General features: G+C 42.8%; 19 protein-coding genes. 11 read left to right on the top strand and 8 right to left on the bottom strand.

The window, feature by feature from the left end:
- Window positions 1-64 precede the first annotated feature (64 nt).
- The 6 genes from J2Z34_RS06080 (at window position 65) to J2Z34_RS06055 (ending at window position 5,045) form a co-directional block, all read left to right on the top strand.
- Window positions 65-784 carry a DUF3784 domain-containing protein gene (locus J2Z34_RS06080; RefSeq protein WP_209458978.1) on the top strand — a complete coding sequence of 240 codons (720 nt, stop codon included), beginning with the start codon at window positions 65-67 and terminating at the stop codon, window positions 782-784.
- A 134-nt stretch (window positions 785-918) separates the two neighbouring features.
- Entirely contained in the window at window positions 919-1,956 is a 1,038-nt protein-coding gene (locus J2Z34_RS06075) for an NAD(P)H-dependent flavin oxidoreductase (RefSeq protein WP_209459061.1), read from the top strand.
- 186 nt (window positions 1,957-2,142) lie between these two features.
- Complete coding sequence (locus J2Z34_RS06070; protein ID WP_209458977.1) at window positions 2,143-2,910, top strand: hypothetical protein; 768 nt, start codon at window positions 2,143-2,145, stop codon at window positions 2,908-2,910.
- Window positions 2,911-3,032: 122 nt separating this feature from the next.
- The gene (locus tag J2Z34_RS06065) at window positions 3,033-3,470 is read left to right on the top strand and encodes a MarR family winged helix-turn-helix transcriptional regulator (protein WP_209458976.1); all 438 of its coding nucleotides are present in this window, start codon (window positions 3,033-3,035) and stop codon (window positions 3,468-3,470) included.
- The gene (locus J2Z34_RS06060) at window positions 3,460-4,437 is read left to right on the top strand and encodes a ring-cleaving dioxygenase (RefSeq protein ID WP_209458975.1); all 978 of its coding nucleotides are present in this window, start codon (window positions 3,460-3,462) and stop codon (window positions 4,435-4,437) included. Before J2Z34_RS06065 ends, J2Z34_RS06060 begins: the two co-directional genes overlap by 11 nt.
- Window positions 4,437-5,045, top strand: a complete 609-nt coding sequence (locus J2Z34_RS06055) for an alpha/beta hydrolase (RefSeq protein WP_209458974.1) — start codon at window positions 4,437-4,439, stop codon at window positions 5,043-5,045. The genes J2Z34_RS06060 and J2Z34_RS06055 overlap by 1 nt, the downstream gene beginning before the upstream one ends.
- Window positions 5,046-5,124: 79 nt before the next feature.
- Here J2Z34_RS06055 and J2Z34_RS06050 read toward each other — a convergent pair whose 3' ends face one another.
- A complete protein-coding gene (locus J2Z34_RS06050) occupies window positions 5,125-6,312 on the bottom strand; it encodes an anaerobic nitric oxide reductase flavorubredoxin (protein ID WP_209458973.1) in 1,188 nt (395 codons plus the stop codon).
- A gap of 234 nt (window positions 6,313-6,546) precedes the next feature.
- Here J2Z34_RS06050 and J2Z34_RS06045 point away from each other — a divergent pair, with 234 nt between their 5' ends.
- From J2Z34_RS06045 to J2Z34_RS06035, 3 genes are all read left to right on the top strand, one after another.
- Window positions 6,547-7,596, top strand: a complete 1,050-nt coding sequence (locus J2Z34_RS06045) for a DUF5050 domain-containing protein (protein ID WP_209458972.1) — start codon at window positions 6,547-6,549, stop codon at window positions 7,594-7,596.
- Window positions 7,597-7,769: 173 nt separating this feature from the next.
- Window positions 7,770-8,759, top strand: a complete 990-nt coding sequence (locus tag J2Z34_RS06040) for a tyrosine recombinase XerC (RefSeq protein ID WP_209458971.1) — start codon at window positions 7,770-7,772, stop codon at window positions 8,757-8,759.
- Between the two features lie 330 nt (window positions 8,760-9,089).
- On the top strand, window positions 9,090-9,386 hold the full coding sequence (locus J2Z34_RS06035; protein WP_209458970.1) for a hypothetical protein: 297 nt from the start codon (window positions 9,090-9,092) through the stop codon (window positions 9,384-9,386).
- 46 nt (window positions 9,387-9,432) lie between these two features.
- Here the strand turns inward: J2Z34_RS06035 and J2Z34_RS06030 are convergent, their stop codons facing one another.
- Entirely contained in the window at window positions 9,433-10,968 is a 1,536-nt protein-coding gene (locus J2Z34_RS06030; RefSeq protein WP_209458969.1) for a hypothetical protein, read from the bottom strand.
- 170 nt (window positions 10,969-11,138) lie between these two features.
- Here J2Z34_RS06030 and J2Z34_RS06025 point away from each other — a divergent pair, with 170 nt between their 5' ends.
- Entirely contained in the window at window positions 11,139-11,348 is a 210-nt protein-coding gene (locus J2Z34_RS06025) for a hypothetical protein (RefSeq protein WP_209458968.1), read from the top strand.
- Between the two features lie 75 nt (window positions 11,349-11,423).
- On the opposite strand, the gene J2Z34_RS06020 is transcribed toward J2Z34_RS06025, so the two are convergent.
- From J2Z34_RS06020 to deoD, 4 genes are all read right to left on the bottom strand, one after another.
- A complete protein-coding gene (locus J2Z34_RS06020; RefSeq protein ID WP_209458967.1) occupies window positions 11,424-11,633 on the bottom strand; it encodes a helix-turn-helix domain-containing protein in 210 nt (69 codons plus the stop codon).
- Between the two features lie 11 nt (window positions 11,634-11,644).
- A complete protein-coding gene (locus J2Z34_RS06015; RefSeq protein ID WP_209458966.1) occupies window positions 11,645-12,121 on the bottom strand; it encodes a DUF2975 domain-containing protein in 477 nt (158 codons plus the stop codon).
- 239 nt (window positions 12,122-12,360) lie between these two features.
- Complete coding sequence (locus J2Z34_RS06010) at window positions 12,361-13,206, bottom strand: CPBP family intramembrane glutamic endopeptidase (RefSeq protein ID WP_209458965.1); 846 nt, start codon at window positions 13,204-13,206, stop codon at window positions 12,361-12,363.
- A gap of 53 nt (window positions 13,207-13,259) precedes the next feature.
- Window positions 13,260-13,976, bottom strand: coding sequence for a purine-nucleoside phosphorylase (gene deoD, locus J2Z34_RS06005; protein WP_209458964.1), 717 nt, complete (start codon window positions 13,974-13,976; stop codon window positions 13,260-13,262).
- A 167-nt stretch (window positions 13,977-14,143) separates the two neighbouring features.
- Between deoD and lexA the strand changes: the two genes are divergently transcribed.
- Window positions 14,144-14,743, top strand: a complete 600-nt coding sequence (gene lexA / locus J2Z34_RS06000; RefSeq protein WP_209458963.1) for a transcriptional repressor LexA — start codon at window positions 14,144-14,146, stop codon at window positions 14,741-14,743.
- A 53-nt stretch (window positions 14,744-14,796) separates the two neighbouring features.
- Here lexA and J2Z34_RS05995 read toward each other — a convergent pair whose 3' ends face one another.
- The gene (locus tag J2Z34_RS05995; protein WP_209458962.1) at window positions 14,797-16,200 is read right to left on the bottom strand and encodes a sodium-dependent transporter; all 1,404 of its coding nucleotides are present in this window, start codon (window positions 16,198-16,200) and stop codon (window positions 14,797-14,799) included.
- Between the two features lie 136 nt (window positions 16,201-16,336).
- Window positions 16,337-17,689 carry a hemolysin family protein gene (locus J2Z34_RS05990; protein WP_209458961.1) on the bottom strand — a complete coding sequence of 451 codons (1,353 nt, stop codon included), beginning with the start codon at window positions 17,687-17,689 and terminating at the stop codon, window positions 16,337-16,339.
- Between the last annotated feature and the right edge of the window lie 55 nt (window positions 17,690-17,744).

Here is a 17,744-nt window from a genome sequence, read left to right as displayed (position 1 = left end):
TTCTAAACAAATATATTATACTAACTTCTCAATAAATTTCACATGTACATGGAGGTATCAAAAAATGACCGGTATCGTACTTGGAATTATCTCATTCACTTTTCTTCTCATCTGGTACCTGGTTGACATGAAGAAGATGTACTGGCTGATTGCAGGAGTCAATACTGCTTCTGAAGAGCAAAAGGCAAATATGGACCTGGGATCAATAGGCAAAGCTGTAGGGAAGATGAGTCTTTCGCTTGCTCTCATCAACTTTATATCAGCATTGACCTGGAAGTCCGGAGAATCATCGTTCTTTATCGCCATGGCAGCCAACATCCTCATTCCCATAATAACGATAGTGAAAATCAGAAAATATGATGCTAACAAGAAGACCAAGGGTGAAACAATCCTTGCGACCTCGTTCACTTTGGTTATAATTATCGGGGTCGGAATACTCTTCCTGACTACGATGAAGGAGAGCAATGTAGCCATTGTAGGGGATGCGGTTAAGGTTTCAGGGCTTTTCGGACGGAGCGTACCAATTGCTGATATTGAAGACATAAGGATTGTTGACACACTTCCTGTGGTGACGATGAGGACCAATGGGGCAGGAATCGGGAGCGTCCTGAAGGGGAGGTTCAAGATTGTCGGTGCTAGCAGGGCGTACCTTTATTTATATAAGTCAGGAGGACCCTACATTCTGATAGAGACACTGGATTATCCAGTTTACCTTAACTTCAGGGATGATAAGACTTTGTACAATACAATGTCAGTCCTTTCTTCGGCTGATCCAGTAAAATGAAATTAATTTCTTAATAAAGTCTTAACATTTTGATATTCAAACAATCCTGGCACTATAATTAAAGCTGTATCTACAGCAATAGCGATAGGAGATTGATTATCATAGGGAAATTGAATGAGTTAAGATTAGGCGACATGGTCGCCAGGGTTCCGATAGTGCAGGGAGCCATGGGAATTGGAGTTTCACTTTCAGGACTTGCAGCTGCGGTGGCAAATGCCGGAGGCATTGGCGTCATCTCAGGAGTACAGACAGGCTTCAAGGAGCCTGATTTCGTGAAGAATAACCTCGAAGCCAACAAGAGGGCTATGATAGCCCAGATAAGAAAGGCAAGGGAGCTTTCAGACGGAATCATTGGGATAAATATGCTGGCTGCCATGAATAACTACAAAGAGCTTGTAATGACCGCAATAGCTGAGGGCATAGATCTTGTTGTATCAGGCGCAGGACTTCCACTCGACCTTCCTGAGCTTGTGAAGGGCACAAAAACGAAGATTGCTCCCATAGTATCATCAGGCAAGGCCGCGGCTCTCATATCCAAGGTCTACGACAAGAAGTTCGCAAGGACCACAGACATGTTCATTGTAGAGGGTCCTGAAGCAGGAGGCCATCTCGGTTTCAAGAGGGATGACATAGAGTCAGGAAACGTGAAGTCTCTCAGAGAGCTTATACCAGAAGTACTTGAGGCTATAAAGCCATATGAGGAAAAGTACGGAGTGAAGATACCTGTCATAGCAGCAGGTGGAGTCTTTACCGGAAAGGACATTGCAGAGTACCTTAACCTAGGAGCAGCTGGTGTTCAGATGGCGACAAGGTTCGTAGCCACTGAGGAATGTGATGCAGACATCAATTTCAAAATGGCTTACATCAACGCAAAGAAGGAAGACATCAGGCTTGTTAAGAGCCCGGTCGGAATGCCCGGAAGAGCTGTGAACAACAGCTTTACTAAGCTGCTGGATGAAGGGGACATCAAGGTAAAGAGGTGCTACAACTGCCTCATACCCTGTGATCCAAGAACTACTCCATACTGTATATCAGATGCTCTGATGAGCTCGGTATCTGGTGGTGAAGGACTGGTCTTCGCAGGCAGCAATGCGTACAGGGTTGAAAAGATTGTGAAGGTTCAGGAGCTTATTGATGAGCTTGTCACGGAAGCTGAGCAATTTGTAAAGTAGAAGGCCATATTGGCCTTCTTTTCTTGTAAATATTTCGGTGATTCCTGAAATCCTCATTCAATTGGTATCTGAAACATGATACTATTTTCAATGATGGTATAAATGGATGTCTCTGTCGGAGACACAGGCATTCTTTATAAGTAATTCATATCTTAGACATATAATAATTGGGAACGGAGGGATGTTATGATTCGAAGCATAAAATATATTGCACCATTGCTCATAGCATCAGCACTTTTCGCTTCATGTGAAGCGAAGGATGTGAATCCCAAGGATGTCTACATATTCAAGGTCGCAACCTTTTCAGAGCTGCCTGATGAAAGCATAAGCTTCGTAAGGAACAAAACCTATGATGGCAGAATCGTCATGGAGTTCACAGATGAAGAATTCATCTATGAGCTGGATGAGACTGGAAGATTTCTGAGCATTTTCGTAAAGGATGAGCCAAAGAAGGAAGACCTTAACGAGACAACCCCTGAAGTACTCCTTGAAAAGACGACTGATTACCTGACGAAGCTTGGCGTCAACCCTGAAACCTATGAGATTACCTATGCAATAAGCAGCAGCAAAGAGCAGATTTCTGCAGTAGCCCGTCATAAGAGCGGTGAATACTTCACAGGCAACAATGTATACATGCAATACATCAAGGATGGCACTCTCATAAGCATATCCATGAAGTACGAGGATCCTGCAATACTAAACAAACCCAGCACCATATCAGAGGATCAGGCAAGAAAGATACTGTTCGACTACTTTGAAACCTCTGAACTTATGAAGCCATACTTGACTCAAATAAGTACAGACAAGCTAAGCAGTGAAGTAGACATCTATTACGGTAAAAAGGTGTACAATTTTTACTTTACGATTGCAACGGCAAACTCAGGCAAATTCAAATGCAAATATGTAATATCTACAGAAACCGGATCCATTCTATCCAAGCTTGAACCGAAATAAAAGCTGACTCCTTATCCAGGAATCGGCTTCTTTTTTTGTCCGAATTTAAATTTTGTTCAATTCAATTTTATCATTGACATTTTATCAGTTTAGATTTAAACTGATATCAAGGAGTTGAGGTCATGGAAAGAGAGGACATAGTAGACAGCATACTGATCTGGTTCAAGATATCCGATATACATTCTGAAAACATAAGGGAAGCAGGGGTCATTGCTAAGGATTTCGGTCTAACTTTGGCTCAATCCGATGTCATTGCCCAGCTTGGGATAAGGGAAATGACCCAGAATGAGCTCGCAGAAAGGCTTCTTATAACTAAAGGCGGAATAAGCCAGCTGATGCAGACTATGGAGTATTTGGGACTGATTGAAAGAAGACAGGATTGGAAGACTAAGTATGTCACCCTTACAGATAAGGGCAAAGAAATCCATGACAGGCTCGTACCTGAACTTGAAAGGTTCCAGGGGGAGTACTTCAACGGTTTATCAATAAAAGAAAAGAAAATGATGCTCGAGATGCTCAGGAAGATATCGGGCAAAAAGGAGAAAAACAATGAAACTTAAAGGAATACATCATGTATCTGCAATAACAGCATCAGCTGCTGAAAACTATATGTTCTATACGAAGGTAATGGGAATGAGGCTTGTCAAGAAGAGCGTTAACCAGGACGACGTTTCTGTCTATCACCTGTACTACGGAGACCAGAAGGGTACACCTGGAACTGCACTGACATTCTTCGAATTTCCGGAAACTTCAAAGAACAGAGAAGGCGTTTCAAGCATTTCGCTGATATCTTTCAGAGTTAAGGATGACAAATCTCTTGAATACTTCGCAAAAAGATTCGATGAGTTTGGAGTATGGCATGAGGATATAGCTGATCGCGCAGGAAGAAAGACTCTTTACTTCAAGGATCCTGAAGGCCAGAGGCTTATGCTTGTCTCCGACGATGGAGCCTTATCCGAAACATTCATACCCTGGGAGCTGTCATCCATTCCTCAAGAGCATCAGGTAATGGGTCTTGGCCCTGTGAGGCTTACAGTCAAGGATCCTGAGGAAACACTCTGCGTACTCATGGAAATCATGGGATACAGGCTTAGAGGCTCATATAAGGCAGAGGTAGAAGGACAGAAGGATATTATCGTTCTTGAAACAGGAGATGGCGGTTCAGGAACTGAAGTACATCTTGAAATACGCAGTGACCTCCCGTTCGAGAGGCAGGGTTATGGCGGAGTCCATCATGTGGCATTCAGGGTAGAGGATGAGGCTGAGCTCAGGGAATGGATTGACAGGATTGATTCCAACCATATAAGGAACTCGGGATTCGTGGAAAGGTTCTACTTCAAGTCCCTGTACTTCAGGGAGCCTAACGGAATACTGTTCGAGCTGGCTACTGACGGACCGGGATTTGATACTGATGAAGAGCTCGAATTCCTGGGTGAAGGTCTTTCACTTCCTCCATATCTTGAAAACAAAAGGGAGTACATTGAAAAAGTCCTTAAACCTCTGGATACTCGCATCAGGAGGTCATGATGGTACATTATTACAAAAAGGCAGCGGAAGGCAAAAAGACCTTCCTCCTTCTCCATGGGACAGGAGGGGATGAAATGGACCTTGTCCCACTTGCAAATATGATCGATGATGGAAATGGAATACTCTCAATCCGCGGTGCGGTTATAGAAAACGGCATGAACAGGTTCTTTAAAAGGTTCGGAGAGGGAGTATTCGACGAAGATGATATCAGGCAAAGGGCAGGGGAGATTTCGGAATTCATTCAGGAAGCCTCAATAAAATACAGTTTTCAGCCAGACGAGCTCATAGCACTTGGTTATTCCAACGGAGCTAATATGATTGCTGCGATGCTTCTTCTAGAAGCCGGGATATTCAGGAAATCCATACTTTATCATCCAATGGTTCCTCTTGCACAGGTTGAAGGAATCAATCTTGATGGTTCTTCAGTGTTTATAAGTGCTGGAACTAACGACCCTATAGTCACTGGAGAGAATTCGAAGAGGCTTTACGAACTGCTGAAGGAGAATGGAGCTGATGTAACCATAAAGTGGTTCCAAAAGGGACATACACTTACTACGGAAGAGGTCAAATCTTCAAAGGAATGGCTCTTCTCTCAGACACATACCTGAAAGAGAAAAATTCTGAAATAAAAGAATCATAGGATATATGAAAGGGAGCGCACCAGCGCTCCCTTTACAATTCTTCAATTTACAGCTTCTCTGCGAAGCTCTTACCGAACTCACGGCATCTTGTAAGGCCTTCCTCATCCGGATTCCAAAGTTCCTTTATTCCTGGCTGAACGACCTCAAGACCTGCTTCCTTCAGTCTCTGTTCAATAATTCCGACATGTTCTCCGCTCCAGCCATAAGATCCGAATGCGGCTGTCTTCTTCTCCTTGAAGCCGATTCCTCTGACCATATCCAGCATACCTGATACGGCGTACAGAACATTCTTGTTGATGGTTGAGGATCCAATCATGAAAGCCTTGGACTTGAATAGCTCCGTAAGTATGTCATTCTTATCCGCATGCGATGCTGAGTAGAGCTTGACTGCAACTTGGTCATCCACAGATTTGATGCCTTCAGCTATTGCTTCAGCCATCTTTCTGGTGCTCTTCCACATGCTGTCATATACCAGAGTTATCTGGTTTTCCTTGTATTTGTTCGCCCACTCCACGTATTTTTCTATAATCTGCGTAGGGTTATCTCTCCATATAATGCCATGGCTTGGACAAATCATGTCTACAGGCAGATTAAATGATAAAAGCTCCTTGATCTTATTCGTAACGAGAGCGCTGAAAGGAGTGAGGATATTTGCATAATACTTTATCGCTTCTTCGAAAAGCTCGCACTGGTTTACCAAATCGTTATACATCAGATCCGAAGCGAAATGCTGGCCGAAGGCATCGTTGCTGAACAGGATGTTGTCCTTTGTCATATATGTCATCATGCTGTCAGGCCAATGAAGCATTCTGGCTTCAACAAAGATCAGCTTTCGTTCTCCGATCTCGATGGAATCGCCGGTCTTAACTGTGACAAAGTTCCAGTCCTCGTGGTAATGGCCCTTCAGAATCTTCATACCGTTAGCTGTACAATATACAGGAACGTTTGGTATCTCCTTGAGGAGAAGTGGGAGAGAGCCGCTATGGTCGATTTCGGCATGATTTGCAATAATCATGTCTATCTTGTTCAAGTCAATCTCTTTCTTCAGATTTTCAACGAATTCCTTGTCAAAGGGATCCCATACGGTATCTATCAGAACCGTCTTCTCATCTCTGATTAGATATGAGTTGTAGTGAGTTCCTCGATGGATTGAATATTCATCTCCGTGGAATGAGGACAGTTCCCAGTCGATCTTACCGACCCAGGTGACATTGTCATTGATTTTGAAGCTCAAAAAAAACACCTCCGTATTTTCATCTACCTAAATTATAAACCAATAAACAAACGATTACATCTTTTGGCCAAAAATCACTTCCTCGTCTATATCTCCAACCTGGATCTGACGATTATGGTATATTAATGAAATAGTGATACGATTTGACTACGATTGACTACATTGGCTTGTCATTGCGTAAATCTATATTCGATAATATAATTAGTCCAAATACTTCAGGGGATGTGTAATCATATGACAAAGAGAATTATTTCTGGCTTGCTGCTGCTTGGCCTTTTCCTTTCAACAGCATGTTCTGACAATGCTGGGAATCAGACTGCTCCAACGACAGGGAACACACCGACAGGAAGCGTGAAGCCCACCGAAATAAGCAGTTCAAAGAATGAACTGAAGCTGGGAGGTCTTGGCACAAACACTGCGAATTCAGCAGCCTACGGTATGGCAGTAGAGCTTGACGGTGATGTTTACCATCTTGACAGGATAATGGAAGGGAATATTCTGAAGTCAGTTACTTCAGGAAGTACTGAACTCTTACTGAAGGGTACCTATAGTGGCTTGAACGCCAAAAGTGAACATTTGTTCTTTTTTAACTACGATTCATCTGCAATCATGTCACTGGACCTTAAATCCATGGAGCAGAAGGAGATACGGAGAGGTTCCGCAACCCAGCTGCTCTTGAACGACGAATATCTGTATTTCACTGATTATGACGGAATACTAAGTAGAATCAAGTATGACGGAACGGGAGAAGCCAAGCTTGCTGAGGATATCTGGGAGGGTTTTCAGATATATGATAATTATATATACTTCGACAGCAGCGACTTAAACAAGGACTCATCTGATTACAGCAGATATGTCTACAGGCTGCCACTAAATGGAGGAACTCCGGAAAAGGTGGTTGACGAGGCATTGTTCAAGACATTCGCAGTCGGTGAAGGATACATATTCTATGAAACTGTAATAGATGGCAGCTCAACTATCAGGAGGACCGACTCAGCCGGAAATAATACAGTCACGTTATTCAACAAGAGCCTGGAGGACATACTTATTGTTAGCGGCAAACTTTATTATTTCACAAATGGCAGGACCAAAGACAAGAGCGATCAGGGTTTGTATTTGGCAGACCTGGATGGTAAGAATGACACCATGATAATCAAACTGGCCGGTGCAAGCTTTAACATAGCGGGAAGTTCCGCGTATTTCCTAACCAGTGAAGATGACAGGGCACTGAATGCAGTGAACCTAGATGGAACGAACCTAAGAAAAATCGCTAAATCAGAGTAAGCTTATGGCTTTTTCTGCCAGGACAGGGGTGGAGGAGGCCATTTCTCAAAATATAATTTATTTCGCGAAATGTAGATTTCGCGAATATTTTATGCTAAAATTAAAGCGATAGAATAAAATCCCTCAAAAATAGCCCAAATCCCCCTATCGAAATACACTGAAAGGAAGTTATCATGAGTAGCGAAAATAACATGTATTTTGATCCATATCCGCAGCGTGTAATGGATTTTCTGAATTATTCAAGCACCATACGCGGAAAATCAGACAGCACCATAGATGCATACAGATACGACCTGGGACTTTTCCTCAGATTTCTTAAAAGATATAGACATCTGGTCACAGCTGACGTTCCCTTCGAAAACATAGATATAAGCGATATTGACGATGACTTCCTAAAACTCGTGTCTTTGTCCGATATCTATGCATTCCTTTCATTTGCAGACAAAAAGCGAATGAATTCAGCTTATGCCCGTGCAAGAAAAACGGCCTGTATCAAAACTTTCTTCAAATACTTGAATCTAAAGGCACGTATAGTCGACAAAGATCCGACTGCAGAGCTCGAAAGCCCCAAAATCAAGAAGAGAAATCCTGTATACCTTACACTGGACCAGAGCCGGTCTCTGCTAAGGTCGATGGATAAGGATAACGTAAACTATCACAGAGACTACTGTATCCTTACATTATTTCTCAATTGCGGCATGCGATTGTCCGAACTGGTCAACATAAGGATAAGTAAAATAAGGAATGATACACTTACTGTAATAGGCAAAGGAAATAAAGAACGGGTAATTTACCTCAATCAGGCATGCATTAACAGCATCAACCAATATCTACCTGCACGTGAAAAGAAGCAGATTCCTGATGCGAGCAAGGATTTTCTTTTTATTTCAACACATCTGAGACCCATAAACAAACGAACTGTAGAAGTCGTTGTCAAGAAGCATATTCGAGGTGCCGGTCTTTTCGACAACCATTATACACCGCATAAGCTTAGACATACTGCAGCCACTCTCATGTACAAGCATGGTAAAGTGGATATCAGAAGCCTTCAGTTGATACTCGGACATGAGAATGTATCGACCACCCAAATCTATACCCACGTCGATAATGAAGATCTCAGGGAGGCTGTCAACCTCAATCCACTTGCCGACGAAAATGAATAATATCCTCATTTTAATTGTAATTATACATTATTGATATAATTGCACATATAAAATATTTTCCCATAAATTTATACTCTAGTTATCTATCGAACTTCATAACCACAACATATTGTGGTTATGAAGTTCGATTTGTATCATTAGCATTACATAATTTATGATATGTAGTTATAATTCGGTTACTTCTCCCCCACTCCCCTCTCCTTTTGAATCAACATCATGCATACATATTCTGATGATTATTGATTTTGCTGCATTGATTTTTATTCTGACATATGATTGTCACATAGCTGATTTATACTTAAACTGTATTATTTTCAAGGAGGCATTATTTTGATCAGATTTTTCAAGCTATCATCACAATTGACCAAATACCTGTTCTATGCCATGGCCTTATATTTCATAGGGATACTGGTAAGCATCGCAATTGGGTATTTCAAGTTCTCTTCGTTCGAATTGCCAATGTACTACCTTATGGCAGCCACTGGAATAGCCCTTTTGAGCCTCTTACTCAATGATGCGACTAAGTTAACCGAGAAATTTTCTGATAAACTCTCGGCGACTTCAATCCAGTCCGAGGTTGAAAATCAGGGAGATGAATCACACGAGCCAGAGAGCAGCGAATCATAGAAAAAACAGAGACTATACCTTAGTTAATAAAAGTATAGTCTCTGTTTTATTCCTTATTCAGTGATTCAATGTATTTTTCAAGTGTAGCTATGGTTTCCGCTCTGCTTACTTCTGTCATCCAACCAGGATATGCTTTTCTGTCCAGATAATCCCAGAATGCTGCAGTAAGGTTTGATTCATTCATGATGAAGGTAACTGACGGAGGGGTTGTCTTGCTTACAAGGACTCCCCTATCCTCTTTGGCGTATAGAATGTATCCTTTATTCTCACTGCTTTCGATAACCCTGACATGGTAATTGCTGAAGTTCTGCAGGTACCTGATGATATTGCTGATATGCTCGGTAAGGTCTCTTGCTGTGTAATAAATCGGGATACCACAGAAATAATCAGAAATCACTATTTCGGCATTACCTCTCCTGACATCATCAATTTCAGGGAGGATGATCTGGTGCATATACACATTGGTAAGTATGTTCCTCTCGAACAGGTCAGATCTGTTTCGCATGAAATCAAGGATGTCTTGTTTTGGCAATACGCTAATGTTGCTTATTATCCTTTCAACTGTATTAAGAGGAAGCGTGTATATCGAGGGTGGTCCCTCGACCCTCACATTGCTGCGTGAGGCCTCAAAATCAAGGAGGTCCCTCGAGAATTCGGCGGTGTCATTCTTTTTATATATTTTCATTAGTGGTTTGCACATATTTAAATATCTCATGAATTCCCGTTCAAAGCTGGCAACGGATACTTCATCTGTAACTATGAAAAGTGAAGTATCCGACAGGTCGCTTCCCATAGCAGCGGAAGATACGGCTGCTGTACCTGGTGCAACGTACAGCGTACGCTTGAACAGTCCATCCCTTATCTTCGGATAATAAAATGGTTCTATGGCTCCTGTCATGTAGAGAGGAACCCATGCCCTTATGGCAGTCATCATCTCATCAATATTCCTGCTGACAGTATGTATTATCTTTATCCTGTTGCCGGACATAAGTGCCTTTGTAAGAAGCTGAGCCCACTCCTTCATGAATCCAGGGTCCTCTGTAATCCAGGAGGTATCCTGGTCGCTGAATAAAAGTAAGGCATGCTTCTTTCCTGACTGTACGACCTTTTCAAGAAAAATCCGCGCAGACTCCCTCATTCCTGTATTTCCATATGCAATCAATGCATTCTCAAGTGACGGCCTGACCGCACCGTCATCTCTCACACTCACGCTGCTTAAGCCCACTGGCTGCGAAATCGACATATTGTCAAGAAAGCCTCTCACCATACTGCCCTTTGCAGGCTTCTCTTCATTGAGCCAGCTATGTATCAGATCTTTTCTTGTATCCTTATCATTGATGCTTCTGGATAGATTTGTCCCGCCCATCATCTCAACAATAGTGTTCCATTGAAAATCCTGGCTGCAGTTCTTTGAGAAATATGACGCCATAGACATGGTATATGATTCGTTTGAAGCAGGTGTCCTGTCCCCTCTCCTTAAACGACTAATGTATGAAGGATCAATGTTGGTCCATTGTGCAAGAGCACTGTTAGAGGTCTTTGTAAGGGTCATTAGAAAATCAAGTTTTTCTGCAAATGTCATACTGCATCCCCTCCAATCTGATAATAACAAACTGGAATTGAGCTGTAAATGATTTCTGTCACGATTCGTGCCAAAACTGTCAATGACAAAGACCATTAACCAGTTAAAACTAGTAAGAAATCTTGCTATAATGTTCTAAACAGGCAATATTTCAACTGGTGGTGATGACCTTGAAAAAGAACTTTATGCGTTTGATTGCATATGCTGTCATTGCTTCGCAGCTGTTGTCAGGTACTTCAGTCACTGTGCTTGCTTCATCAAGTTCCGTATCCTATGCTGCCAGCGAGACATCAATCGCTCCATTCATTTCTTCAGCCGTATTCGGCTTCGTTGCCCTTTTCATATACCTATTCAGTCTGAAAAGCGGAACAGAAGAATAGCAATTATCACTCCTATCATAATTTAATGGCATTGCTGCAGGCAGCAATGCCATTATTTCTTGTCCTAAGAGTCTTCTATTCCTCATTCCTGTACTCCAGTAAATCCCCGATCTGGCAATCGAGAACTCTGCAAATTGCATCCAGTGTACTGAACCTTATCGCTCTTGCCTTCCCAGTTTTAAGGTTTGACATATTTGAAAGTGTAATCCCTACCCTCTCGGACAGCTCTGTTACACTCATTTTTCTTCTAGCAAGCATGACATCAAGATTCACAATAATACCCATTTCTCGACCTCCTAAACGGTCAGCTCGATTTCTTCCTTGTACCCAATGACTTTTCTTAGAAGCTCTTCAAGAATACCGGCAAATGAACCTACCATCACAGATGCCAGAATTATCAAAAGTACCAGAAGACCTATAGGAGGGCTAATATCAACAAGTCTTGATAGTATTACTGTCCCGGTAATATACATAATCGCAAGAACAAGTGCACAAATTCTGACAGCTTTAAGGCAGAAGACCGCATCCTCGGAGAATTCTTCACGTCTTTGGATGATGAAGGTAAGCTTCATCGCAAAAAATACAGCAGCCATAAATGGAATGAGCGTAAAATAAATTGCTGCAAGAAGAGGATATTTTAAATATGCCCATTCAGGTGCTATCTTCGCATAAAACTCAGCCAGTTCCGGCAGGACTGTAGCACAGATCAGGAGCACAATTCCTGCCCCAATGATGAATCCAAACCTTAATACAGGAATAGCAAATTTCTTCATGATACCTCCCAAAGCTTTTAATCAATCACACGAGACCAGGTCTCCTCATCAATGTCAGGATATCACAAAATTTATTGTTAATCAATATATTATTGTTGATTTAAATTATATTTATATCGTAAAGCCTCAAAATTATGACCAACGCCCTTAATTGTAAAAGAGAAGTACTTTTGTAAGTCAAGAAGCTCCATTTGTGACCGAATGCCTGGAGTACTGACATAATTTCCAGATTACGATATTCAAAGACTGGAGAACAGTGCCAGAGCTACAGTTATGTCAGTACCTGCATGGAAAAGGATCGATCCTATCAAGCTGTCGTTATCCTGAGCAATCCTGCCCCAGACAAGAGCCAAGGGTAGAAGATAAACTAAAAACATTAGAGTATCATTGGTATATGTTACTCCCGTATGGTGAAGAACAAACGGGATTGCAACAGCCAGGTTTGAAAGGCTTCTTCCGAGATGAGGTTCCATACTGCTTAGGAAAAGTCCCCTGAATAACAGTTCCTCATTAAATGCATTTCCTATAATAAATATGAGTATCCAGGGCAACCATTCAAGTATCTGAGACAGGCTGAATGCTGATGCTCCGAAAAGCTTAGCCATATAGGGAGACAAGATTGCAGCAACTGCAAAGGAAGGAATCCCTATAGAAAGTCCTCTTCTCAGGTTTCCTTTCTGCAGCCTCAGGTCACTTAGGGAACCTCCCGCAAGCTTGTTGAGCAGTATGACAGAAAGAATTATTATCAGGCTGCTGTCAAGCTTGTCCAGCGCCAAGCCCATTGGAGTACTGTAGTCAGTCCCCATCGCTTTTACTAGAAATATGCTTGTCGGAAGATACAAATCCAAAGATATGGCAGCTGTTGCGATGAAGAAAGCCATTGGTAGCATGTAGGTTACCTTTTTACTTTTCCTATCCTTAAGAACAAAGTAAAGGGAAAGAAATACACCAGCAACTAGAAAGCGGCCAAGAATATCCAGAGTACCTTCAAAGAAAGGCCTCATGTGACTGAATATGACGAACACTAAAAATCCTGCCAATAGATTCAGAGTGAAAGGTAGAACTCTCTTTGAACCTCTTTCCATGATTTTCTCTCCTGTATACGAAGAAGGTCCGCACTAATGTGCGGACCTGAGGTTTACTTGGCTGAAAGCGCGACTATAGCCTCCAGTGCTATCTTCATCATTTCCTTGAATGTCTCCTGCCTTTCCTGCGGTGTTGTAGCCTCGCCTGTTATAAGGCTGTCTGATACAGTAAGTATGGTAAGGGCCCTTGCCCCAGCAAGTGCAGCCTCGGTGTAAAGAGCCGCAGCTTCCATTTCGACTCCAAGGGTTCCTGCATCCATGAACATCTTCGCAGCGTTGCTGTCATCATAGAACAAGTCTGAACTCAGTACGTTGCCTACATGCACGTTGATACCCATTTCCTTGGCCTTGTTGTAAGCAGCCAGAAGAAGGTCAAAGTCTGCCGTAGGTGCAAAATCTAGACCCTTGAACCTGTTTCTGTTGATTGAGGATGTCGTTGATGCTGAACTTGCGATTATGACGTCTCTTATCTTGACGTTTTCCTGCATTGCACCGCAGCTTCCGACTCTTATGAGGTTCTTAACTCCAAATTCGTGGATCAGCTCGTGCACGTAGATTGAGATTGATGGAATGCCCATACCGGTACCCTGAACTGAGACAGGTACTCCCTTGTATGTACCTGTATATCCCAGGATACCTCTGACCTCGTTGTACAGCACCGGATTTTCCAGGAAATTCTCTGCGATGAACTTGGCCCTTAATGGGTCACCTGGAAGCAATATGGACTCGGCAATATCACCCTTATTTGCATTGATATGTGGTGTTGGCATATCATCACTCCTCGTTATCTTTAGCCCTGTGAAGGCTCTCATCAACTAGATTATACCATATCCGCAGCATTATGAAGAACGTCACTAAATGTTCAAAACTGAACATTTGTTTGTATTTCCAAATGTATCATGATATAATTTAGTAAATAAATGAGAGAGGTGCAAGTATGGCTCAAAAGGAGACCAGGAAGAAAGTATATGAATATGTGCTGGCATTCACTGAAGAAAAGGGCTATCCGCCTTCGGTCAGGGAAATAGCTGCTGCAGTCGACCTGAAGTCCACATCATCAGTACACAATCATCTACAGAAACTTGAAAGGGACGGATTGCTGAAGAGAGACCCTACCAAGCCTCGTGCACTTGAAATAGCTGAGCTTGGCAGCAGAGCAGAAATGCTGAACATTCCTATCCTTGGCAAGGTTACGGCAGGTGTTCCAATACTTGCTGTTGAGAACATAGATGATTATTTCCATATGCCAATGAATTTCGTCAAGCATGACAACGACTTGTTCATACTGAAGGTAATAGGAACAAGCATGATTGAAGCCGGAATAAACAATGGCGACCTGGCAATTGTTGAGAAGGTCAATTCCGCATCAAACGGTGACATTGTCGTGGCGATGATAGAGAATGAAGCCACTATAAAGCGATTCTTCAAGGAAAAGGGACATATCAGGCTTCAGCCTGAGAACTCGACCATGGAGCCAATAATTGTACCATCATGCGATATACTTGGAAAGCTTGTAGGACTTTACAGGAAATTCTAGGTAAACCCGAGGCCCCCGGCAGTTAACTGCCGGGGGCCTTTTTTCACCTAAGACTATATGCTGATTACTCCTACTGCGTTAAGGAATACAAGAAGCAGAAGTACCGGCGTTACAAATTTGAGTAGGATGTGGTAAACAGGGGCAAGCCTAGAATCACCATCATCGCTTCCTCCCCCGAAGGATAACCCGATATCCTTTGTCTTGACCTTCCATCCTACAAAGATAGCTATGAGAAGGCCTCCTACTGGAAGGAATATGTTCGAGGACAGGTAATCAAAGAAGTCAAAGAAACTCTTTCCATATATCATTGTTGATCCGAAAAGGCTTTCAGGGTGAACAGTGAGTGCACCTATCGCCAGAATAACAGCTGAAATCGAAAGCACTGCATTTCTTCTGCTTATCCCAAGCTCTTCTGTCAGCACAATAACAGGAACCTCTACCATTGAAATCATGGCAGTGGTTGCTGCAATGGCAGCCAGGCTGAAGAACAGAACGAGAAGCACGTTTCCAAATGGAATCAGTGAAAATACGAGGGGGATCGTGTTGAACAAAAGCCCAGGTCCTCCTCCCGGTTCAAGCCCGAAGGTGAATACAACCGGGAAAACTGCGAGTCCTGCCAGAAGAGATACCATCGTATCCGAAACTGCCACCTTGAAGGCGGTATTCACTATCTTGTTCTCCTCGTTGAAATAGCTTCCGTAGGTGATCATCGTTCCCATTCCGAGAGAAAGCTTAAAGAAAGACAGCCCAAGGGCTGTGAGTATTACTGAAGGGGAAATCTTTGAAAAATCCACACCCATCAGGAAATCCAGTCCTTTTCCTGCACCATCAAGAGTAAGCGACCTTGCTGCGATGATTACTATAAGGATCAAAAGGACCGGCATAAGAGTCTTGGTAACCCTCTCTATGCCCTTTTTAACCCCTGCAATAAGGATTATTGTAACCACAGCTACTGCAGCCGCCTGCCATGCAAACGGCGCGAAGGTTCCTCCTACAGTGCTTCCGAACTGTGCTTCAACAGCCTTTCCTGCCGCATCGAACGGCATTTTTGAAAGAACCCTGAAGTCCCCTCGGATAGCCTTCACTACATACGAGTATACCCATCCTGCAACAGAGCTATAGAAGAACATTATGAGAAGTGCGGACATCATTCCCATGAAGCCGATGATTCTCCAGAATTTGGATGCCTTCAGCTTCTTGAATACACCTACGGCATTCGCTCTGGTTGTCTTGCCTAAATAGAATTCAGCTATCATAATGGGGACACCCACAAGGACTACACTGATCAGGTAGACGAGGATGAATGCACCTCCACCGTTCTGACCAGTAAGGTAGGGGAATTTCCAGATGTTGCCAAGTCCTACAGCTGAGCCTAAAGTAGCAAAGAATACCGCAAGACCAGAGGAGAATGTCTCCCTGCCTTGCCTATCACCGTTTTTACTCGATTTATCAGTCATTTTATACCTCATTGATTTTTTATTAAAATATATGGCAGTAGAATATTACCACATACCGTGAAAGTAGACAATATTAATTGGTTCCACAAAGACCGGTACTTATACGAAAAAACGAGGGCGCACCGTGCGCCCTCTTCTAATAACCGCCTGAATCCTCATATGAGACCGGTTCGTTGTCCGCTTCCTTTTTGCCATCCGCAGGTTTTATTGTGACCTTAAGCTCCTTTATCCTCTTGCCGGACATCTTGAGTACCTTGAGCTCTGTTCCCTGATGAATCACAGTGTCGCCCTTTAAAGGTACCCTTCCAAGCTTTTCTATGACATAGCCGCCTAATGAATCGGTATTCTCAGAAAAGAGCTCGAGGCCTGACCTGTCATTGAAGTCATCAATAGACACAAGACCATCGACAATGAATATGTTGTCAGTCACCTTGTTGATGTATCCGTCGATGATGTCATGCTCGTCATACATGTTTCCGACGATTTCCTCAAGGAGGTCCTCGATGGTTACAATTCCTGAAAATCCGCCATACTCATCAATAAGGATCGCCAGCTGCTGTTTTTTGCCCTGCATCTCCTTGAAGAGGTCATCGATAAATTTGGTCTCAGGTGCGAACATGGGCTTCCGTAGAAGGCTTTCAAGATTACCTGGCTTACCGGTGTTTGTGATCCTTCTGAATAGGTCCTTTACGTACAATATCCCGATTATGTTGTCTACATCCTCATCGTACATGGGAATCCTTGAAAAATTGCTGTTAATGGCTTTGGTGACTATATTGTTGACAGGCTCCTGGATTGAAATCATGTCAACTTCAGTCCTTGGCGTCATCACTTCCCTGGCAAGCTTGTTATCAAATTCGAGTATGCCTTCAAGCATGTCTCTCTCTGTCTGGTTGATTACTCCCTTTTCTCTTCCTACCTCGATCAGGGACTTTATCTCCTCAAGAGAAACCTCCTGGTCCAGAGTATCAGAGTGAATACCTATCAGCTTGGCGAAGAAGCTTGTAGATGCACTGAGAAACTTGACAAAGGGTCTTGCGACAACCGAAACCACCTTGATGACTCCTATTGCACCCAATGCTGTCTTCTCAGGATTCTGAAGAGCCATCCTCTTAGGAAGGAGCTCACCGAATACAAGAGTGAAATAGGATATTATTATCGTGATCAGGACGACTGAAATAGTCTCGCTGTAAGGCACATTGTACCTTACAAGGAGCGCTCCCATTTCCTGCGCAAGACCTGTAGCAGCCTGTGCACTGGCGAAGAATCCCGCCAGAGTTATTCCTACCTGTATGGTTGAAAGAAAGTCGCTTGGCCTCTCAAGTATCTTGATCAGATTCTGGGCGTTTTTGTCTCCAGCCTCCGCCTTTACGTTTATCTTCGTCCTGTTTGAAGATACAGTTGCCATCTCAGCCATTGCAAAGAACGAATTAATAAGTACCAGGACTATTATAAGAATTATCTGTGATATGAGTTCTGTTGTGCTCATAAATATGCGGTTTCTCCTTCTGTGTGCTTAATAACTATATTTTAGCACAAATGCA

The organism is Youngiibacter multivorans (assembly GCF_017873395.1).
GTDB lineage: Bacteria > Bacillota > Clostridia > Clostridiales > Clostridiaceae > Youngiibacter > Youngiibacter multivorans.
This window is presented reverse-complemented; position numbering and strand designations above follow the sequence as displayed.